Source organism: Variovorax sp. PMC12, from assembly GCF_003019815.1.
GTDB lineage: Bacteria > Pseudomonadota > Gammaproteobacteria > Burkholderiales > Burkholderiaceae_C > Variovorax.
Genome location: NZ_CP027773.1, coordinates 2,398,626 through 2,419,308, shown reverse-complemented (window position 1 = coordinate 2,419,308; position 20,683 = coordinate 2,398,626). Strand labels below are relative to the sequence as shown.

The 20,683-nt window shown below is 68.8% G+C and carries 19 protein-coding genes; 12 read left to right on the top strand and 7 right to left on the bottom strand.

Translation table 11 applies throughout. The features are described 5' to 3' along the window. Positions 1 to 171 precede the first annotated feature (171 nt). The gene (locus C4F17_RS11230) at positions 172 to 2,448 is read left to right on the top strand and encodes an acyl-CoA dehydrogenase (RefSeq protein WP_106935282.1); all 2,277 of its coding nucleotides are present in this window, start codon (positions 172 to 174) and stop codon (positions 2,446 to 2,448) included. Here C4F17_RS11230 and C4F17_RS11225 read toward each other — a convergent pair. Then, a complete protein-coding gene (locus tag C4F17_RS11225; protein ID WP_106935281.1) occupies positions 2,336 to 3,199 on the bottom strand; it encodes a helix-turn-helix domain-containing protein in 864 nt (287 codons plus the stop codon). The genes C4F17_RS11230 and C4F17_RS11225 overlap by 113 nt on opposite strands. 120 nt (positions 3,200 to 3,319) lie before the next feature. Here C4F17_RS11225 and C4F17_RS11220 point away from each other — a divergent pair, with 120 nt between their 5' ends. The 11 genes from C4F17_RS11220 to C4F17_RS11170 all read left to right on the top strand — a co-directional run bounded on the left by C4F17_RS11220 (position 3,320) and on the right by C4F17_RS11170 (position 15,570). After that, positions 3,320 to 3,733, top strand: coding sequence for a hypothetical protein (locus tag C4F17_RS11220; RefSeq protein WP_106935280.1), 414 nt, complete (start codon positions 3,320 to 3,322; stop codon positions 3,731 to 3,733). A gap of 114 nt (positions 3,734 to 3,847) precedes the next feature. Beyond that, entirely contained in the window at positions 3,848 to 6,715 is a 2,868-nt protein-coding gene (locus C4F17_RS11215; RefSeq protein WP_106935279.1) for an aconitate hydratase, read from the top strand. 4 nt (positions 6,716 to 6,719) lie between these two features. Continuing rightward, positions 6,720 to 7,184: a metallophosphoesterase family protein gene (locus C4F17_RS11210; protein WP_106935278.1), complete on the top strand. Its 465-nt coding sequence runs from the start codon at positions 6,720 to 6,722 to the stop codon at positions 7,182 to 7,184. Between the two features lie 113 nt (positions 7,185 to 7,297). Beyond that, complete coding sequence (gene efeU / locus C4F17_RS11205) at positions 7,298 to 8,134, top strand: iron uptake transporter permease EfeU (RefSeq protein WP_106935277.1); 837 nt, start codon at positions 7,298 to 7,300, stop codon at positions 8,132 to 8,134. Positions 8,135 to 8,142: 8 nt separating this feature from the next. Next, the gene (efeO, locus tag C4F17_RS11200) at positions 8,143 to 9,333 is read left to right on the top strand and encodes an iron uptake system protein EfeO (protein WP_106935276.1); all 1,191 of its coding nucleotides are present in this window, start codon (positions 8,143 to 8,145) and stop codon (positions 9,331 to 9,333) included. Positions 9,334 to 9,352: 19 nt separating this feature from the next. Then, positions 9,353 to 10,678: an iron uptake transporter deferrochelatase/peroxidase subunit gene (efeB, locus tag C4F17_RS11195; RefSeq protein ID WP_106935275.1), complete on the top strand. Its 1,326-nt coding sequence runs from the start codon at positions 9,353 to 9,355 to the stop codon at positions 10,676 to 10,678. 52 nt (positions 10,679 to 10,730) lie between these two features. Continuing rightward, positions 10,731 to 11,567: an iron uptake system protein EfeO gene (gene efeO, locus C4F17_RS11190; protein ID WP_106935274.1), complete on the top strand. Its 837-nt coding sequence runs from the start codon at positions 10,731 to 10,733 to the stop codon at positions 11,565 to 11,567. Positions 11,568 to 11,771: 204 nt separating this feature from the next. Continuing rightward, positions 11,772 to 12,071 (top strand): FeoA family protein, encoded by a 300-nt coding sequence (locus C4F17_RS11185; RefSeq protein WP_081270644.1) that lies wholly within the window; start codon positions 11,772 to 11,774, stop codon positions 12,069 to 12,071. Further along, positions 12,064 to 13,959 carry a ferrous iron transporter B gene (gene feoB / locus C4F17_RS11180; RefSeq protein WP_106935273.1) on the top strand — a complete coding sequence of 632 codons (1,896 nt, stop codon included), beginning with the start codon at positions 12,064 to 12,066 and terminating at the stop codon, positions 13,957 to 13,959. The genes C4F17_RS11185 and feoB overlap by 8 nt, the downstream gene beginning before the upstream one ends. Positions 13,960 to 14,089: 130 nt before the next feature. Next, complete coding sequence (locus C4F17_RS11175; protein ID WP_081270642.1) at positions 14,090 to 14,380, top strand: DUF6587 family protein; 291 nt, start codon at positions 14,090 to 14,092, stop codon at positions 14,378 to 14,380. 5 nt (positions 14,381 to 14,385) lie between these two features. Then, on the top strand, positions 14,386 to 15,570 hold the full coding sequence (locus C4F17_RS11170; RefSeq protein WP_106935272.1) for an FAD-dependent monooxygenase: 1,185 nt from the start codon (positions 14,386 to 14,388) through the stop codon (positions 15,568 to 15,570). Between the two features lie 10 nt (positions 15,571 to 15,580). Here the strand turns inward: C4F17_RS11170 and C4F17_RS11165 are convergent, their stop codons facing one another. From C4F17_RS11165 to C4F17_RS11140, 6 genes are all read right to left on the bottom strand, one after another. Further along, complete coding sequence (locus C4F17_RS11165; RefSeq protein WP_106935271.1) at positions 15,581 to 16,831, bottom strand: SMI1/KNR4 family protein; 1,251 nt, start codon at positions 16,829 to 16,831, stop codon at positions 15,581 to 15,583. A gap of 103 nt (positions 16,832 to 16,934) precedes the next feature. Then, the gene (gene kynA, locus C4F17_RS11160; protein WP_106935270.1) at positions 16,935 to 17,783 is read right to left on the bottom strand and encodes a tryptophan 2,3-dioxygenase; all 849 of its coding nucleotides are present in this window, start codon (positions 17,781 to 17,783) and stop codon (positions 16,935 to 16,937) included. Continuing rightward, complete coding sequence (gene kynU / locus C4F17_RS11155; RefSeq protein WP_106935269.1) at positions 17,780 to 19,057, bottom strand: kynureninase; 1,278 nt, start codon at positions 19,055 to 19,057, stop codon at positions 17,780 to 17,782. The genes kynA and kynU overlap by 4 nt, the downstream gene beginning before the upstream one ends. Positions 19,058 to 19,067: 10 nt before the next feature. Beyond that, complete coding sequence (gene kynB / locus C4F17_RS11150) at positions 19,068 to 19,718, bottom strand: arylformamidase (RefSeq protein ID WP_081270638.1); 651 nt, start codon at positions 19,716 to 19,718, stop codon at positions 19,068 to 19,070. Positions 19,719 to 19,796: 78 nt separating this feature from the next. Then, a complete protein-coding gene (locus tag C4F17_RS11145; RefSeq protein WP_106935268.1) occupies positions 19,797 to 20,111 on the bottom strand; it encodes a YkgJ family cysteine cluster protein in 315 nt (104 codons plus the stop codon). Next, entirely contained in the window at positions 20,108 to 20,665 is a 558-nt protein-coding gene (locus tag C4F17_RS11140; RefSeq protein WP_106935267.1) for a hypothetical protein, read from the bottom strand. Before C4F17_RS11140 ends, C4F17_RS11145 begins: the two co-directional genes overlap by 4 nt. Positions 20,666 to 20,683 lie beyond the last annotated feature (18 nt).

The following is a 20,683-nucleotide window of genomic DNA, read 5'->3' as shown; positions in this document are numbered from 1 at the left end:
AGGGCAGCCGCGGCCATGACGTGCTGCTCGATGGGACCGATGCTCTTGCTGATCGGCCCAGGCGCGACCGTCTCCGACACACGGCTTCGCACTTGGCCGGCCCGCGCGGCCCGTTACAAGCCTCAAGAATCGTGTCAATCCGCGCGCGTTCGTCGCGGAAGGAGACGCACCATGCCGCTGGCGACACTGATCGGCCGATGGGCCATGAAGCCATTCTCGAAGGCGCTGCCGCCGCTCGGAGACACCGAGCGGGCCGCGCTGGAGGCCGGCACTGTCGGCTTCGAGGGCCAGTTGTTCGCGGGGCGGCCCGATTTCGACGCGCTCTCGGCCATGGGGCCGAACCGGCTCAGCGAACGCGAACGGGCCTTTCTGGACAACGAGGTGCGCACGCTGTGCCACATGCTGGACGACCACGCCATCGACCAGGCGCGCGACCTGCCGCCCGAGGTGTGGCGCTTCCTTCGCGAGAAGCGCTTCTTCGGGATGATCATTCCCGAGGAGTTCGGCGGCCTAGGCTTCAGCCACTTCGCGCACGCCACCGTGGTGACGCGCATTGCCACCGTCAACACCGCCACGGCCGTCACGGTGATGGTGCCCAACTCGCTCGGCCCGGCCGAACTGCTGCTGCGCTACGGCACCGATGCGCAGAAGGACCATTACCTGCCACGCCTCGCCGATGGCCGCGAGCTGCCGTGCTTCGGCCTGACCTCGCCCTACGCGGGGTCTGACGCGGCGTCGATTCCCGATCGCGGCGTGGTGGTAGAGCGCGAGTTCGAAGGCCGCATGACGCGCGGCTTCCTGGTCGATTTCGACAAGCGCTACATCACGCTCGCGCCGGTGGCCACCGTGGTCGGGCTGGCTTTTCATGCCGTGGACGAGAGCCAGCCCGAGGGCCAGGGCGAGCTGGGCATCACCTGCGCGCTGATTCCCGTGCCGCACGAGGGCATGGAGATCGGCCGGCGCCATCGCCCCATGGACAGCGCCTTCATGAACGGCCCGATCCACGGCCGGCAGGTGTTCGTGCCGATGGACTGGATCATCGGCGGCGAGAAGCAGGTCGGGCAGGGCTGGCGCATGCTGATGGAGTGCCTGGCCGCGGGCCGCGCCATCTCGCTGCCGGCGCTGGGCTCGGCGATGCAGCAGACCGCGCTCTACGTGAGCAACGGCTACGGCCAGATCCGCGAGCAGTTCGGCATGCCGGTCGGCAAGTTCCATGCGGTGGCGGGGCTGGTGGCGCAGATGTCCGCCGAGCTCTATGCGACCGACGCGGCACGCCGCTACACCGCGGCGGCGCTCGACAAGGGCGAGCGGCCCAGCGTGGCCAGCGCCATTCTCAAGGTGCAGCTGACCGAGGCGGGGCGGCGCGCGGTGAACCACGGCATGGACATCCTCGGCGGCAAGGGCATCATCTCGGGCCCTTCGAACCTGCTCGGCGTGGCTTACCGGCAGGCGCCGATCGCGATCACGGTGGAGGGCGCGAACATCCTCACGCGCGCGCTCATCGTGTTCGGGCAGGGCGCGGTGCGCTGCCACCCGCACGTGCTCGACGAAATGGCCGCCGTGCAGGCGGGCGACGAAACCGCGCTGGGCAAGGCGCTGATGGCGCACGGCAGGCACGTGGGCGTCAACCTGTGGCACAGCCTGTTCGGCGCGCCGGTGCTGGGCCAGCCGCCCGAAGACCTGCTGCCGGAGGCACGGCTGGTCGCGCGCATGAGCGCCAAATACGCGCTCACCGCCGACCTCGCAATGGGCATGCTCGGCGGCAAGCTCAAGCGCATGGAGCTGCTGTCGGCAAGGCTCGGCGACGTGCTCGCGCACCTGTACCTGGCCAGCGCGTGCATCTGGCGCTACCGCGTCGACGGGGCGCCCGAGCTGCTGCCGTTCGCGCAGGCCGCAATCCGGCTGCAGCTCGACGAGGCCGGCAAGATCCTGCGCGACCTGTACGCCAACCTGCCGACCGCCGGGCGGCGCGTGATCGGCGCGCTGGTGCTGCGCCGCACTTCGCACCTGGCGCCTCTGCGCGATGTGCGGCTGATCGCACTGGCCGACCTGCTGCGCAAGAACCCGCGCATCATCGAGCGCCTGGCGCCCGACCTCGGCGAGCCCGCGCCCGGCGGCCTGCGCGACCTGATGCATGCGATGGAGCTTTCGGTGCAGCTCGGCGACACCACCGCCGCGCTCAACAAGGTGCTGCGCCGCACGAATTCGCTGGAACAGGCGGCCAGCTCGGCGCCGGATCCCGAACTGGCACTGGCCTACCTGAAGGCCGCCGACAAGGTCATCCAGGTGGACGACTTCGAAGGCCCGCCGCGCGGCGCGGACGGCAGGGCCGATCTCAATCCGCCTGCGGCGTGGACTGCGCCAGCTGCGCCGCCAATGCAACCAGCGCCGCAGCCGTCTGCTCATCGGCCGGAAAGAACGACTCCACCGCGAGTTCCTGCAATGTGACGTCGACCGGCGTGCCGAAGATCGTGATGGTGCTGATGAAGCTCAGCACGCCGCTCGGCATGACGACCTGGAAGGGCACCGCCACCGCCGACAGCGCGGTGTCGAGCACCGGGGCGTCGTGGCTCACGGCGGGCGGGGGATAGGCCGCGAGTTCGTCGTGCAGCGACAGCAGCACCGCGTCGCCGGTGGCCGCGATCTGCTGCTGGAGCCGCTCGAGCAGATGGGTGCGCCACTGCGCGAGGTTGGCAATGCGCGGTGCCACGCCGTCGGGGTGCAGGCTCAGCCGCAGCACGTTGATGGGCGGCTTCAGCAGTTCGGGCGCGGCGCCTTCCATCAGCAGCGGCACCAGCGCGTTGTGCGCGACCAGGTTCCAGTGGCGGTCCACGGCCAGCGCGGGAAAGGGCTCGTGTCCCTTCAGCACCAGGTCGATGGCGCGGCGCGCGGAGGCCATGGCCGGGTCGTCGAGCGAGCGCTGCCGGTACATCGGCGCGAAGCCCGCCGCCACCAGCAGCGCATTGCGCTCGCGCAGCGGCACCTCCAGCCGTTCGGCCAGCCGCAGCACCATTTCTCGGCTGGGGGCGGCGCGGCCGGTTTCCACGTAGCTCAGATGGCGGGTCGAGACTTCGGCTTCCTGGGCCAGGTCGAGCTGGCTCAGGCGGCGGTGGGTGCGCCAGTGCCGCAGGTGGACGCCGAACGGATCGCGCGCGCCGGGGCGGTCGGCCTTGGACGAATGGGAGCGGATGGAGTTCATGGAGCCGCATTCTGGCGCGGTGGTGGCGCGGCGCCATGACCTCGGAGGTCATCGACGCGGTGCGCCGCCGACGGAATCATTGGCGCCGTACCACCCCGGTACTACACCAAGGAGAACCGCATGTCCGTCTTCGCATCCCCCCGTTTCCTGCCCAACGTGATGTGGGCCGATGCCGCCTCGTGCGCCGCGACCGGCGCGCTGCAGGTGGCCTTCACCGACGCGCTGGCGCGGCTGACCGGCCTGCCGTCGCCGCTGCTCATGGGCACGGGCGTCTTCCTGCTGGCCTATGCGGCAATGGCCGCCTTCATGGCCAGCCGCAGCACGCCGCCGCGCGGGTTGATCGGCCTTGTCGTCGTGGGCAATTTAGGCTGGGCCGCGGCCTGCATCGCGCTGCTGGTGAGCGGCGTGTTCGCGGTCAGTGCGCTGGGCATGGCATGGGTGCTGGCCCAGGCGGCCTGCGTGGTCGTGCTGGCCGAACTGCAATGGACCGGCCTGCGCCGCACGCGCGGCGGTGCGCGAATGGCCATGGCCTGAAATGCCGGCTGCTCATTCGGAAAAACGGGGGCGAGCCGAGTCCCCCGACTACAGCCACTGACATCGATCCCTGCTATCTTTGAGAGGCTTCCACGAACCAACAGGAGTCCCTCTATGGCCAAAGCACCGGCGCATGCCTTTGCGTCCACCCTCAAGACCTTCAAGACAGCATCCGGCAAATCCGGCAAGTACTGGTCCCTGAAGGAGCTGGCCAAGCAATACCCGACCGTCGACCGCCTGCCGGTTTCCATTCGCATCGTGCTCGAATCGGTGCTGCGCAATTGCGACGGCCAGAAGGTGTCGGCCAAGCACGTCGAAGAGCTGGCCCACTGGGCGCCCAACGCCGAGCGCACCGACGAAATTCCCTTCGTCGTCACCCGCGTGGTGCTGCAGGACTTCACCGGCGTGCCGCTGCTGGCCGACCTGGCCGCCATGCGCAGCGTGGCCGCCAAGCTGGGCAAGTCGCCCAAGACCATCGAGCCGCTGGTGCCCGTCGACCTGGTGGTCGACCACTCGGTGATGGTCGACTACTACGGCACGCCCAAGGCGCTCGACCTGAACATGAAGCTGGAATTCCAGCGCAACAACGAGCGCTACCAGTTCATGAAGTGGGGCATGCAGGCCTTCGACACCTTCCGCGTGGTGCCGCCGGGCTTCGGCATCGTGCACCAGGTGAACCTAGAGTACTTTGCGCGCGGCGTCTACAAGAGCCCGTACGACGACGGCGACAAGCCCACCTACTACCCTGACTCGCTGGTGGGCACCGACAGCCACACCACCATGATCAACGGCATCGGCGTGGTCGGCTGGGGCGTGGGCGGCATCGAGGCCGAGGCCGCCATGCTGGGCCAGCCGGTCTACATGCTGACGCCCGACGTGGTGGGCTTCGAGCTCACCGGCAAGCTGCGCGAAGGCGTCACCGCCACCGACCTGGTGCTGTACGTCACCGCCATCCTGCGCGCCGAGAAGGTGGTGGGCAAGTTCGTGGAATTCTTCGGTCCCGGCGCCGCATCCATCGCCGTGCCCGACCGCGCGACCATCGGCAACATGGCGCCCGAATACGGCGCGACCATGGGCTTCTTCCCGGTCGACGAAATGACCGTGGCCTACTTCGAAGGCACCGGCCGCACCAAGGAGGAGGTCGAGCGCTTCGAGGCCTACTACAAGGCGCAGGGCCTGTTCGGCATGCCGGCCCCGGGCGACATCGACTACACCAAGGTGGTCCGCCTGGACCTCGGCACCGTGTCGCCCAGCCTGGCCGGCCCGAAGCGTCCCCAGGACCGCATCGACCTGGGCCACCTGTCCACCAAGTTCTCGGAGCTTTACAGCAAGCCCAACGACGCCAACGGCTTCAACCAGCCGGCGGACAAGCTCAAGGTGCGCTATCCGCTGTTGGCTGCCGGCAAAGGCAGCGATGACGAGGCGGCGTCGCCGCCCGCGGGCGCGCCCCTCGACGTGGTCGAGATGGTGGCAAACCGCTCCACCAAGGCCGCCGCGCACGTGAGCGCCACCGCCCCTTCGGCGCCCAAGGGCGAAGTGACCATCGGCAACGGCGACGTGCTGATCGCCGCCATCACCTCGTGCACCAACACCTCCAACCCGAGCGTGATGCTGGCCGCCGGCCTGCTGGCCAAGAAGGCGGTGGAAGCCGGCCTCACCGTCAAGCCGCACATCAAGACCTCGCTGGCCCCCGGCTCGCGCATCGTGACCGAATACCTCGAGAAGGCCGGCCTGCTGCCGTACCTGGAGAAGCTGGGCTTCTACCTCGCCGGCTACGGCTGCACCACCTGCATCGGCAACGCCGGCGACCTCACGCCCGAGATCAACGAAGCCATCACCAAGAACGACCTGATCGGCGCGGCCGTTCTGTCGGGCAACCGCAATTTCGAGGCGCGCATCCATCCGAACCTGAAGGCCAACTTCCTGGCCTCGCCGCCGCTGGTGGTGGCCTTCGCCATCGCCGGCAACGTGATGACCGACCTGATGACCCAGCCCGTGGGCAAGGGCAAGGGCGGCAAGGACGTGTACCTGGGCGACATCTGGCCCACGCCGAAGGAAATCGACGACAACCTGCGCCATGCCATGAACGCCAAGTCGTTCCGCGCGAACTACGACAAGGTGAAGACCGATCCGGGCAAGTTCTGGACGAGCATCAAGGGCACCAACGGCCAGGTCTACGACTGGCCCAAGTCCACCTACATTGCCGAGCCGCCGTTCTTCGAGGGCTTCAAGATGAAGCCGCACGCGTCGGACGCGGGCTTCAAGGGCGCGCGCATCATGGCGCTGTTCGGCGACTCGATCACCACCGACCACATCTCGCCGGCCGGCTCGATCAAGGAAAGCTCGCCCGCGGGCATCTGGCTGAAGGCCAACGGCGTGGCCAAGGCCGACTTCAACAGCTACGGCTCGCGCCGCGGCAACCATGACGTGATGATGCGCGGCACTTTCGCCAACGTGCGCATCAAGAACCTGATGATTCCGCCGGACGCCAACGGCACGCAGGAAGAGGGCGGCGTCACGCGGTTCCAGCCCGGCAACGAGAAGATGTTCATCTACGACGCCGCCATGAAGTACATGGAGCAGGGCGTGCCCACCGTGGTGTTCGGCGGCGAAGAGTACGGCACCGGCTCGTCGCGCGACTGGGCCGCCAAGGGCACGCAGCTGCTGGGCATCAAGGCCGTGGTGGCGCGCAGCTTCGAACGCATCCACCGCGCCAACCTGGTCGGCATGGGCGTGCTGCCGCTGCAGTTCCGCGGCGCCGATTCCTGGCAGACGCTGGGCCTCACGGGCGACGAGAAGATCGACGTGGTGATCGGCAGCGAACTCAAGCCGCAGATGGACGTGAAGCTGGTGGTGCACCGCCCCGACGGCATGCATCAGGAGGTGACGGTGCGCCTGCGCATCGACACGCCGATCGAGGTCGACTACTACAAGCACGGCGGCATCCTGCCGTTCGTGCTGCGGCAGCTGCTGTCGGCCTGATGCGGTGGTAACGCGGGTCGGGCTCATCTCCGACACCCATGGCCTGCTGCGCGCGCAGGCCGTCGCGGCCCTCCGGGGCTGCGACTTCATCGTGCATGGCGGCGACATCGGCGATCCGGGCATCCTCGATGCGCTGCGCGAACTGGCACCGCTGACGGTGGTACGCGGCAACAACGACCGCGAAGCCTGGGCCGACGGCATCGCGGAAACCGAACTCGTCGAGTTCGGCGGCGTGCAGCTGTATGCGATCCACGATCTGTCGCAGCTCGGCATCGATCCGGCGGCAGTCGGCGTGCGCGTGGTCGTCTCGGGACATTCGCACAAGCCGAAGATCGAGGAGCGGGGCGGCGTGCTGTACGTCAATCCGGGCAGCGCGGGGCCGCGCCGCTTCAAGCTGCCCATTGCCGTGGCTGAATTGCGGATCGACGGCGGTGCGGTCACCGCTCGCATCCACGAAATCGGCGCCTGACACATCGCTTTCATTACCATTCGGTAATCAAAGCCATCAAATGAGAATGGATCTTATTTGATGCGGTATGCTCGTTGGCTCCTGGGCTCTCCATGCCCTGAATCCAGAAGCCGATGCTCATTCCCTTTCTCATCATGCTGCGCGAAGGCATCGAAGCCGCGCTGATCGTCGGCATCGTTGCCAGCTACCTCAAGCAAAGCGGACGCGGCGCGCTGATGCCCGCGGTGTGGGTCGGCGTGCTGCTGGCCGCCGCGCTTTCGCTGTTCGCGGGCGCGGGCCTGCAATTGCTCGCGGCGGAGTTTCCGCAGAAGCAGCAGGAGCTGTTCGAAGGCGTGGTAGGGCTCATCGCGGTGGTCATGCTGACGTCGATGGTGTTCTGGATGCGCAAGGCGGCGCGCTCGATCAAGGGCGAGCTGCAGGCCTCCATCGACAACGCGCTCGCCAAGGGCGCCGACGGCCAGGGCTGGGCGCTGATCGGCATGGTGTTTCTCGCGGTGGCGCGGGAAGGGCTGGAGTCGGTGTTCTTCCTGCTGGCCGTGTTCCAGCAGAGCAGCGGCTGGGAAGCGCCCGTGGGCGCGCTGGCCGGCATCGCGGTGTCGGTGGTCGTTGGCTGGGGTCTCTATTCGGGTGGCGTGCGGCTCGACCTGCGCCGCTTCTTCCGCTTCACCGGCCTGTTCATCCTGCTGGTGGCCGCGGGTCTGCTGGCCGGCGTCCTGCGCAAGCTGCATGAAGGCGGCGTGTGGAACCACCTGCAGACGGTGGTGTTCGACATGAGCGACAAGCTGCCGATGGACAGCCCCGTGGGCGCCGTGCTCTCGGGCCTGCTGGGCTACCAGGCGGCCCCCGTGGTGGGCGAGGTCATCGTCTATCTGGCCTTTTTGGCCGTCGCCCTGTTCTTCTTCCTGCGTCCGGCCCCCGCGCCGTCGCCACGCGCGGCCGCTGCCCGCTGAGACCCGCAATGTCTTCTTCCTCCTCCGACAACAAGCCCTCCACCTCGAAACTGATGCGCGCGGCGGTGGCCGGCTCGGCGCTGCTGGTGGTCGCCGGCCTCGCGGCCTTCTGGTATGCCTCGAACGAGGCCCGCAAGGCGCCGCCCAAGGCGGCCGACAACGCCGTCACCGTCACGATCCAGGGCAACGCCTGCGACCCCAACGAGATCACCGTGCCCGCGGGGCGCACCACCTTCACCATCGTCAACAAGTCGAACCGCGCGCTCGAGTGGGAAATTCTCGACGGCGTGATGGTGGTGGAAGAGCGCGAGAACATCGCGCCGGGCTTCTCGCAGACCATGACGGTCAAGCTGCAGCCGGGCGAGTTCGCCATCACCTGCGGCCTGCTCAGCAATCCACGCGGCAAGCTGCGCGTCACGCCCTCGGCCGCGTCCGATGCCGAGGCGGCGCGGCCGTCGCTGGTCAATTACGTCGGTGCGCTGGCCGAATACCAGACCTTCCTGCGGCTGGAGGCGGGCTCGCTCGAAGACGCCGTGGGTGCGCTGTCCGAGGCGGTGAAGGCCGGCGACCTGCAGCAGGCGAGGGCGCTCTACACGCCGGCGCACCAGGCCTACAAGCGCATCGAGCCGATGGCCGAGCTGTTCGCCGACCTCGACACCCGCATCAACGCACGCGCCGACTACTTCGAGAAGCGCGAGGCCGACCCCGGCTTCACCGGTTTCCATCGCATCGAGTACGCGCTGTACAGCCAGAACGACGTGAAGGGCCTCGCGCCCATGGTCGAGAAGCTCGCGGGCGACATCGGCACCCTCAAGGAGCGCCTGCGCGGCCTCAACATGCCGCCGGAGCGGCTCGCGGGCTCGGCCTCCAAGCTGCTGCGCCGCGTGGCCGACAACCTGCCGGCCGGCGGCGAAGACCACTACGGCCACGCCGAAGCCGCCAACCTGCAAGGCACCTACGAAGGCACGAAGAAGATTGCCGAGCTGCTCCAGCCGCTGTTGGTAAAGGCGGCGCCCGCGCTGCAGAAGAGCGTGGACGAGCGCTTCGCGGCCTTCGACGCCGCGCTGGCCCCTTACCGCGATGGCGAGGGCTTCAAGCCCGCGCCGCTGGACGAGGCGCAAAGAAGGGCACTGGCCGAACCCGTGCGCGCGCTGGCCGAGGAACTCGGCAAGGTCAACGCGGCGCTCGGCCTGGAATGACGTGAGAGCAGGCATCCCCATGGAAAAGTCGAAGATCAACGAAGCCGTCCCGCCCGAGGGACGACCCGAATCACCGCACCGCCGCCGCATGCTCGGCGCCGCCGGCGTCGCCTTCGCGGGCTTGGCCGCCTCGGCCCGTGCCGGCGCCGCGCCTTCGGACCCGCCCAATTCGCCGGACAGCGGCGCGCAAGTGACCGACGCGCCGCAGAGCACCCACACGCAAGACCGCGTGCCCTTCCGCGGCAGGCACCAGGCGGGCATCGTCACGCCGCGCCCAACGGCCGGCATGATCGCGTCGTTCTACGTGCTGGCCGAGAACCGCGCCGACCTGGAGCGGCTGTTCCGCACGCTCACCGAGCGCATCGCCTTCCTCACACAGGGCGGCCCGCAGACCGACCCCGACCCCAAGCTGCCGCCCGCGGGCTCCGGCATCCTCGGGCCGGTGGTGCAGCCCGACGGGCTGACGGTGACGGTGTCGGTCGGCACTTCGCTGTTCGACGAGCGCTTCGGCCTCGAGAAGAAAAAACCCCTGCGGCTGAACCAGATGCAGCGCCACCCGAACGACGCGCTCGACGCCGCGCTGTGCCACGGCGACCTGTCGATCCAGTTCTGCGCCAACACGCCCGACACCAACATCCACGCGCTGCGCGACATCATCAAGAACACGCCCGACCTGCTGGTGCTGCACTGGAAGCAGGAAGGCACCGTGCCGCCGATTCCGGCGGTGCCCGGCAAGCCGGCCGAGAGCGCGCGCAATTTCCTCGGCTTCAGGGACGGCTCCGCCAACCCCGACTCGGCCGACGACAAGCTCATGGACCGCATCGTGTGGGTGCAGCCCGGCGGCGACGAGCCCGCCTGGGCGGTGGGCGGCAGCTACCAGGCGGTGCGCATCATCCGCAACTTCGTGGAGCGCTGGGACCGCACGCCGCTGCAGGAGCAGGAGGCCATCATGGGCCGCCTCAAGCCCACCGGCGCGCCGATGGACGGCGGCAAGACCGAGCACGATGTGCCCGACTACACCAAGGACCCCGAAGGCAAGGCCACGCCGATGGACGCGCACATCCGGCTGGCGAACCCGCGCACCAAGGCCTCGGACAAGAACCTGATGCTGCGCCGGCCCTTCAATTATTCGAACGGCGTGACCAAGTCGGGCCAGCTCGAGATGGGGCTGCTGTTCATCTGCTACCAGGCCAACCTGGAGAACGGCTTCATCGCGGTGCAGAAGCGCCTGGACGGCGAGCCGCTCGAGGAATACATCAAGCCCATCGGCGGCGGCTTCTTCTTCACGCTGCCGGGCGTGCGGGACGAGCACGACTGGCTGGGGCGCAGCCTGATGGCCGCCTGAAGCGGCATCGGTGCCACAAGTTTTTTCACCACTGCCCAGAACAAGGAGATCCATGACCGTGCAGTTCCGCCGCCACTTCCTCGCCACTTTCGTCGCAGGCTTCGCCGGGCTCTGTGCCCTTGGCGCACAGGCCGCCGTGTCGCCGCTCGAGCTGGTCGGACCGATCTCCGACTACAAGATCTACGTCGCCGAGAACGTGCGCAAGCTGGCCGCGGACACGCGCGCCTTCACCGCCGCGGTGAAGGCCGGCGATATCGAGAAGGCGAAGAAGCTGTATGCGCCCACGCGCACCAGCTACGAGCGCATCGAGCCGGTGGCCGAGCTGTTCAACGACCTCGACAAGGCGATCGACTCGCGCGCCGACGACCACGAAAAGGCCGAGAAGGACCCGGCCTTCGGCGGCTTCCACCGCATCGAATACGGCCTGTGGGTGCAGAAGAACACCAAGGAGCTCAACCCGGTGGCCGACAAGCTGCTGGCCGACGTGCTCGAACTGCAGAAGCGCCTGGGTGCGCTGACCTTCCCGCCGGAGAAGGTGGTGGGCGGCGCCGCGGTGCTGATGGAAGAAGTGGCCGCGACCAAGATCTCCGGCGAGGAAAACCGCTACAGCCACACCGACCTGTGGGACTTCCAGTCGAATTTCGAGGGCGCTTTCAAGATCGTCGAACTGCTGCGCCCGCTGGTCGTGAAGGAAAACAAGGCTTTCTCGGACAAGACCGACGCCAATTTCAAGGTGGTGTTCGACACGCTGGCCAAGTACAGGACGGCCGACGGCGGCTTCGAAACCTATTCGAAGCTCACCGAGCGTGACCGCAAGCTGCTGGCGGGCCGCGTCAATACGCTGGCCGAAGACCTGTCCAAGCTGCGCGGCATGCTCGGGCTGAACTAGGCTCGCCCCCAGGCTGCGCGCACTTCGTGTCGCTTCGCCTTCGCCCTACCGGGGGCAACACCTGCGGCCTGGCATAGCCAGTTCCGCGGTGTTTCTGGGCTGCACCCCGCCTTTTTGAAGGGTGGTCAGGTTTGCGCGAGTGAGAATTGATAGCATTCGGGTATTGCTTACTTGGCGCGCCGATATTCAGGGCGCCCTCTCACCGTGCACACCAAAGACAACGGCGCAGCGCCGGCATCCGCCGTCCTGCACCTCGACCAGCTTCCCGACAACCAGTGGGCCACCGTGATCGACGTGGCGCGCCCCGAGAGCGCGGATGACCGCGAACTCGTGTTGCGCCTGACCGAAATCGGCTTCGTGCCGGGCGAAGCGGTGCGCATCGTGGCCAGCGGCATTCCCGGGCGCGAGCCGCTGGCCGTACGGCTGGGGCACACCACCTTCGCGCTGCGCCGCCATGAGGCCGCGCTCATCCACGTGACGCCGGGGGCTGCCAACCATGGTTGAGGCCGTCATCCAGGGCCCCGGCGGCTTTGCGCCCACCGCGCAGCCGGGCCGCATCGCCTTGCTGGGCAATCCCAACTGCGGCAAGACCGCGCTGTTCAACCTGCTCACCGGCAGCCGCCAGAAGGTGGCCAACTACGCCGGCGTGACCGTCGAGCGCAAGGAAGGCACGCTGCGCACGCCCTCGGGCCGGCGCGTGTTCGTGCTCGACCTGCCGGGCGCCTACAGCCTGAATGCGCTGAGCGCCGACGAGGCCGTGACCCGAGACATCGTCACCGGCCAGAGCAAGGAAGCCCTGCCCGACCTGCTGGTGTGCGTCACCGACGCCACCAACCTGCGGCTGAATCTTCGGCTGGTGCTCGAAGCCAGGAGGCTCGGCCTGCCGATGGTGGTGGCGCTCAACATGACCGACATGGCCCGCAAGCAGGGCATCGTGGTCGACAAGGCCGCGCTCTCGCGCGAGCTGGGGGTGCCGGTCATCGAGACTGTCGGCGTGCACACCGGCGGCGCGCAGGGCCTGCTCGAGGCGCTCGACGCGCCCGTGGCCGCCGCCGCGCCGCAGCCCTGGCAGGCGCCTGGCCTGGACGACGTGCTGGCCACGCAGCGCGAGGTGCGCCGCATCCTCGGCCTCACGGTGAAGGAGCCGGTCGGCAGCCTTGCCACCAGCGACCGCATCGACCGCCTGGTGCTGCACCCCGTGTGGGGCATGCTGGTGCTGGCCGTCACCATGTTCCTGATGTTCCAGGCGGTGTTCAGCTGGGCCAACGTGCCGATGGACGCCATCAAGGCCGGCACCGAGGCGCTCGGCGGCCTCATCAAGGCGCACATGGGCGAGGGCATGCTGCAGAGCCTGCTGGTCGACGGCGTGATCGCGGGCGTGGGCGGCGTCATCGTCTTCCTGCCGCAGATCCTGATTCTTTTCCTGTTCATCCTCGCGCTGGAAGACTCCGGCTACCTGCCGCGCGCGGCCTTCCTGCTCGACCGCGTGATGGGCACCGTGGGCCTGTCGGGCCGCTCGTTCATTCCGCTCCTGTCGAGCTTTGCCTGCGCCATTCCAGGCGTGATGGCCACGCGCACCATCAGCAACTGGCGCGACCGCATCACCACCATCATGATCGCGCCGCTCATGACCTGTTCGGCGCGGCTGCCGGTGTATGCGCTGCTCATCGCGGCCTTCATTCCGGCGCGCACCGTGGGCGGGGTGTTCAACCTGCAGGGCGTGGTGCTGTTCGCGCTGTATGTGTTCGGCATCGTCTCGGCCATGGCCGTGGCGTGGGTGATGAAGCGCTTCCGCGACAACACCGCGCATTCGCCGCTGATGATGGAGCTGCCCGCCTACCGCTGGCCCAACCCGCGCAACCTGGCGCTGGGCCTGTACGAGCGCGCATGGATCTTCCTGCAGCGCGTGGGCACGATCATCCTCACGCTGACCATCCTGCTGTGGTTCCTCTCGACCTTCCCGTCGCCGCCCCAAGGCGCGACCGGACCGGCCATCCAGTACAGCCTGGCCGGCATGATCGGCCGCGGGCTGGAGCACATCTTCGCGCCCATCGGCTTCAACTGGCAGATCTCGATCGCGCTGGTGCCGGGCATGGCCGCGCGTGAAGTTGCCGTGGGCGCGCTGGGCACGGTGTACGCGCTGTCGGCCACGGGCGACGACGTGGCGGGCCAGCTGGAACCGCTGATCGCGGGCAGCTGGTCGCTGGCGACCGCGCTGTCGCTGCTGGTCTGGTACGTGTTCGCGCCGCAGTGCATTTCGACGCTCGCCGCGGTGAAGCGCGAGACCGGCTCGTGGAAGTACGTGTGGATCATGGCCGGGTACCTTTTCGCGCTTGCCTATATGGCCTGTTTCATCACCTACCGCGTTGCGGTGGCACTCGGAGCAGGGTAAAAAAGCAAACCCCCAGGCTTGCCCACTTCGTGTGGCCGCCAACCCCCTTGCAGGGGGCAATACCTGCGGCCCGGCAAAGCCGGTTCCGCGGTATTCCTGGAGTAGGCTTGGGGACTGGAGTATTCGAGATATGACGCAACAACTGATCGTCGGATTCATCGTCGCCGCCGCCGCGTTCTACGCGGTCTGGCGCTGGATGCCCGCAGGCTGGCGCCGTGGTGCCGCGCAGAAGCTCGCGGCCGGCACGCATCGCGCGGGCTGGGTCGACGAAGAGCGCGCCAGGGAACTGGCCGCATCGCTGGCCAGGACATCGGGCTGCGGCTCGTGCGACAGCTGCGGAAGCTGCGCTCCCAAGACTCCCCTCAAACCCACGGAAGCCGACCAGGCCACCACCACCCGCCCGTCCACGCAAAGCCGCTGAGACCGATGCCCGCGCACATCCTCGTCGCCGGGGGCGGCATCGGGGGGCTGGCTACCGCGCTGGCGCTTTCCCGCAATCGGCACCGGGCCGACGTTTTCGAGCAGGCCGCCGTCTTCGGCGAAATCGGCGCCGGCGTGCAGCTCGGCCCCAACGCCACGCGGCGCCTCCAGCAGCTGGACCTGGGGCCGGGGCTCGCGGCCATCGCGGCGCGGCCCGATGCGCTCGTGGTCCACAGCGCCGACAGCGGCTCCGACCTGGCCCGCATGCCGCTCGGCGATGCCATGCAACAGCGCTACGGCGCCCCTTACTGCTGCGTGCACCGTGCCGACCTTCACGGCCTGCTGCTCGACGCCGTGCGTGCGCGCGGCACCGGCACGCTCGTCACCGCCGCGCGCATTACGCAGGTCGAGACCAGCGACGACCTGGTATGCATGTCGAGCACCGACGCGCGCGCCTGGGAAGGCGAGGCGATCGTCGGCGCCGACGGCCTCTGGAGCCTGGTGCGGCGCCAGCTCGACACCCCGTCGGCCGCGGAGCCGCCCCGCGTCACCGGCCACACGGCATGGCGCTCGATGATCGAGCAGGCGAAGCTTCCCGCTGCGCTGCGCCGCCGGCAGGTCGACGTGTGGCTGGGGCCGCGCCTGCATGCGGTGGCGTATCCGGTGCGCGGCGGCGACTGGCTCAACGTGGTCGTGATCGCCGAATCGGCGCCCGCGGGCGACGCGCGCGACTGGGACCAGGCCAGCAGCATCGCCGCGCTCAGGCAGGCCATGGGCCGCAGCTGCGGCGCCCTGCAGTCGCTGCTCGACGCAATGCCCGCCTGGCGCGCGTGGTCGCTCGGCGACCGGGCGCCCATGACCTGCGCGGCCGACATGGCGCACGAACGCGTCGCGCTGGTGGGCGACGCCGCGCACCCGATGGTTCCCTACCTCGCGCAGGGCGCGGGCATGGCCATCGAAGACGCGCTGGCGCTGGCCGATGCGCTGGGCGAGGGCAACGCGGCGGAGGTGCCGGCGGCCTTCGCGCGCTATGCCGAGGCGCGCTGGGCGCGCAATGCGCAGGTGCAGGCCAGGGCGCGCCGCAACGGCGAAATCTTCCACGCGACCGGCGCGGTGCGGCTGGGCCGAGACATGGCAATGCGCCTGCTGGGCGCGAAGCTGCTCGACCAGCCCTGGCTCTACGGCGGGTAGCCCTGGAGCCCTAGAGCCGGAACGCCTGCAGGTGTTCGATGCGCTCGGCGATTCCTTCCTGCCCCAGGTAGTGGCCCAGCTTGCCGTCCTGCATCTGCGCCAGCGTGGTCTCCAGTTCCAGCAGCATCGCATCGCGGTCCGCGACGAAGGCCGGTGCCACGTCGATGCCTGCCCGCTCGCAGGCTTCGGCGATCAGGTGCGCGCTCGCGGGCGCACCGCAGGCCGCGCACTTCACGATGGCCGCCACGTCGGGCTCCGCACCGTTGGCCAGCAGCGCGGCCGTGAGTTCGGGCGAGATCTGCCCGTCGATGCTGCCCAGCGCGTCCGCAGGCACCGGCGCACCGGCACGCACCAGCGCCGCCGCGGCGGCGAAGGCGCCATTCCCGACCGCGACATCGACCGCGAGCGCACTGCCTTGCAGCGGCCCGTCGAAGCCCACGCCCGCAGCGGCGAGCTGGGCGACCATGTCGGCGTCGTCCGTCGCGATGGCGTGGCGCAGCGCCACGCGCGCGAGCGATGGCTTGTGGCGCAGCGTGCCTTCGGCCAGCGGCGTGCGCCAGTCGACCACGGCGCGCGAATAGAAGGCGACCAGCTTGTCCATCAGGTCGAGGTCGAGCCCGTGTTCCTCGTGCCGGTCGTCCAGGTACTCGAGCAGCGTCTGCCCCGCGAAATAGTCGCTCGTGGGGGCCAGCGGGTCTTCGTCCAGGTGCAGCGCAGCGAAGGCGCCCATCAGGTCGGAGGCGACGGTGTTCACGCTGTCTTCATGCAGCGCATGCGTCCAGGCCGGCGGCAGGCCCTTCTTCCAGGCGACGATCTGGCCGTGCTCGGCGCCGGGCTCGACCACCGCGTAGATGCGGTCGGTGTATTCGAAGCCGCCGAAGGGCAGGTGCGTGAGCTTGCCGCTCCATGGCTCGCCGCTTTCTTCGGCGGCTTCCTGCGCCAGTTCCAGTTCGTGGTCGATCCAGCCCTGCAGGTCGTGATAGCCGTCGCTGCCGTTCCAGAACAGCTCGGTCCAGCTGATGCCTTCGAGGTTGCCGTTCATCTCGAGCGACAGGTCGTAGTCGAGCCGCCCGCCAGCGGTGACTTCCCACAGCGCGAGCAGTCCACCGGGGATCGGCCCCGCGCACAGCGACTGCACGGCGGCAATCCGTGCCTGGGGCATCGGCGGCTGCGCGTCGAAGATCACGCGGTTGGCGAACAGCACGACGCCGTGTTCGCGCAGGGTGGAAAGCTCTTCGGGTGTGAACCGGATGTCGTGCATGGCGGTGGCCTCCGTTGTTTCCAAAACTGTAGCGCGTTGCGCCGAAGGAACAATCCGGACCACCCCAGCCTCATGAGGGCGTTTGCACGGCGAGGCTGCAGATCTAGAGGTCCGTGCGCAGCTTCCAGATCTCCGGGAACAGCACCACGTCGAGCATCTTGCGCAGGTAGCTCACGCCGCCGGTGCCGCCGGTGCCGCGCTTGAAGCCGATCACGCGCTCGACCGTCGTCACATGGCGGAAGCGCCAGAGGCGGAATGCGTCTTCGAGGTCGGTGAGCTTCTCGCCGAGCTGGTACAGGTCCCAGTGGTCGTGCGGATTGCGGTAGACGGTGAGCCATGCCGCCTCCACGCCGTCGCTCATTTCGTAGGGCTGCGTCCAGTCGCGCTCCAGCCGGTCGGCGGGCACGGGCAGGCCGTGGCGCGCGAGCAGGCGCAGCGACTCGTCGTACAGCGAAGGCGCGCGGTAGGCCGCGTCCACCTGCGCGAGCAGGTCGGCGCGGTGCGCGTGCGGCTTGAGCATGGCGGCGTTCTTGTTGCCGAGCGCGAACTCGATGCAGCGGTACTGGGCGCTCTGGAAGCCGCTGGAGTTGGCGAGGTAGGGGCGCATCGCCGTGTATTCGGGCGGCGTCATGGTCGAGAGCACGGTCCACGCGCTCACCAGCTGTTCCATGATGCGGCTCACGCGGGCCAGCATCTTGAAGGCGTCGGCCAGTTTTTCTTCCGCGATGCAGGCGGTGGCGGCGCGCAGCTCGTGCAGCATGAGCTTCATCCAGAGCTCGCTGGTCTGGTGCTGCACGATGAACAGCATCTCGTCGTGCGCGGGCGAGAGCGGATGCTGCGCGTTGAGGATCTCGTCGAGGTGCAGGTAGTCGCCGTAGCTCATGGACTTGCTGAAGTCCAGCTGCGCCTTTTCTTCGTGGACGATGCGCTCGGGGCTGTGTTCGGTGCTCATGTCACTGCGTTCTTGCGGTTGAATTCGGGGCGTCGCCACTCGCCGGTCTCGAGCACCTGCACCAGATGCTCGACCGAGTCCCACACGTCCTCGAAGCCGATGTACAGCGGCGTGAAGCCGAAGCGCAGGATGTCGGGCATCTGCGAGTCGCCGGCGCGGTAGTCGCCGATCACGCCGCGCGCGATGAGTGCCTGCACGATGGCGTAGGCGCCTTCCTCGCGACTGAGGCAGACCTGCGAGCCGCGCCGTGCATGGTCGCGCGGCGTGACCAGCGAGAGGCCGTGGCCGGCGCAGCGTTCCTCGACCAGCCTGATGAACATGTCGGTCAGCGCGAGCGACTTGGTGCGCAGCGCGGCCATCGCGCCGTGGTCGCCGTTGAACGACTCGGCGGCGAGCACGGTGTCGAGCCCGCATTCGAGCCCGGCCAGCGCGATGATCGGCTGCGTGCCGCACAGGTAGCGGCCCACGCCCGGGGCAGGGCGGTAGTGCGGCGTGAACTCGAAGGGCGCCGCGTGGCCCCACCAGCCGGACAGCGGCTGCTCGAATGCGCCCGCGTGCTTCGTGTGCACCCAGGCGAAGGCCGGCGCGCCGGGGCCACCGTTGAGGTACTTGTAGCCGCAGCCGATGGCGTAGTCGGCGTTGCTGTCGTTCAGTGCAACCGGCACGGCGCCCGCGCTGTGCGCGAGGTCCCACACTGTGAGCGCGCCCACCGCATGCGCGGCGGCGGTGACGGCCTTCATGTCGTGCATGGCACCGGTGCGGTAGTTGACGTGCGTGAGCATCAGCACGGCCACTTCGTCGGTCAGCACGCCGGGCAATTCGCTTGCGTCGATCAGCTTGAGCGTGAAGCCGCGCTCACGGCACAGCGACTCGGCAATATAGAGGTCGGTCGGGAAGTTGCTGCGCTCGCTCACCACCAGCTTGCGGCCGCTGTCCTTCTGCTGCGACAGGGCAGCGAACAGCACCTTGTAGAGGTTGACCGAGGTGCTGTCGGTGCACACCACTTCGCCGGGCGCGGCGCCGATCAGGCGGGCCACCTTGTCGCCCAGGCGCTGCGGCAGGTCGAACCAGCTCGCGGTGTTCCAGGAGCGGATGAGGCCTTCGCCCCATTCCTTGGTCACGACTTCGGCGATGCGCGCGGGCGCGGCCTTGGGCATCACGCCGAGCGAGTTGCCGTCGAGGTAGAGCACGCCCTCGGGCACGATGAATTGGTCGCGCAGGGCGCGCAGCGGGTCTTGCGCGTCGAGCGCGCGGCAGTCTGCAAGTGTCGTCATGGTGGAGGTTTCAGCGGGGAAGTTCGCGCAGCACGGCGCGAACGGGGGAGGCATCGGCGCTGACCAGCTTCAGCGGCAGCGCGATGAGTTCGTAGTCGCCTTCGGGCACGTCGTCGAGCACGAGGTTCTCGAGCACGCGCAGGTCGAGGCGGCGGATGCGTTGGTGGCTCTCCAGCGTCTTGCTGTCGGCCGGGTCGATGCTGGCGGTGTCGATGCCGATGAGCTTCACGCCCATGGCCGCGAGGCGCTCGACGGTGGCGGGCGCATAGGCCGCGAGCTGCGGGTCCCAGTGGCCGACCGGCATGCTGTCGTAGGTGCGCACCAGCACGCGCTGGGGCAGGTGGCTGTCGATGGCGTGTGCGATGTGCTCCCACTCGATCAGAGGGCCCTTGTCGATCGCATGGATCACGCGGCAGGGGCCGAGGAAGGGCGTGAGGTCGACGTTGCCGATGGCCTGGCCCTCGGGGTCGTAGTGCAGCGGGGCGTCGGCGTGCGCGCCGACGTGGGGCGAGAGCTTGATCTCGCTGACGTTCACCGGGCAGCCGGGCGAGATGGTCGCGGCCCAGCGCTGTTGGTAGGGCGTGTCGCCGGGAAAGACCGGCGCGCCTTCATGCACGGGCGGCGAAATGTCCCAGATGCGATGCTGATGTGATGGAGCCATGGCGCGAAGTTAGCGCCGGGCGAGGGGTCGTGGTGTCGGTTATTTCCAACACCCTGCGTGACGAGTTGAAGCGCAGGCTCAGTGCGGCGACGGCAGCGCCGGCAGCCCGTGGCGGGCCCGCGCGCGCTCGCAGGCGTCGCTGCCCGATTGCAGCTCGTGGCACGGATTGGGCCGCCATTCGTAGATGCCGCAGCTCACGGATTCGCCGATCTTGCCGGTGAGGGCGGCGCAGCGCATCGGCGTGTGATCGGTGCCGCGCATGCGGCAGAGGCTGTTGTTCACCTCGACGGCAAGGCCGGACGGCACCCTGCCGCCGTTGTCGTCGAGTTCGTGCACGCTGAAGTCGACGCGGTAGCTGGCGCAGCAGGCGCCGCATTGCTGGCAGGGGTTCATGGGGCAAGAAGGGCGGCGTCGTGCACGCGCCTCAGCAGGCGGCGACGGATCAGCCCGCTCGCGGGCCGGATCAGCAGCCAGTAGGGGGTGAAGCGGCGGCGTGCCGCATCGTCGCCGCACCAGACGCGGGTGCGGGTGGTCAGGCGCGTGCCCTGGCCCTCGGGCTGGGCGGTGAAATTGAGCACCAGCTTGGCAATGCCCGTGGCGTCGAGCGCGGCGAAGGCGCGGGCATCGGCGAGCGGGACCAGTCCGTAGTCCGACCGCCAGAAGCGGCCCGCGAGGCCGAAAGCGAGTTCGCGTTCGCCGTCTCGGCCGAGCTGGGTGAATTCGCCGAGGCTGAATGCCGGCCGGTTCTGCAGCGCCGACGCGAAGCCCAGGCGCCCGGCCAGCCGGTTCGGCAACTCGCGCAGAGAGATCAGGCGGCGGGCGACCGGGTCGTCGACCACATCGGGCCGGGCCGCCATGTCGAGCACGCGAGCAGGCGAGGCCGGCACGTGGAGGCTGTGTTCTTCCGCGAACTGGTAGCGCGGAAGGTAGCGGGTCATCAGCTCCATGCGCGGGCCCCGGCGGAT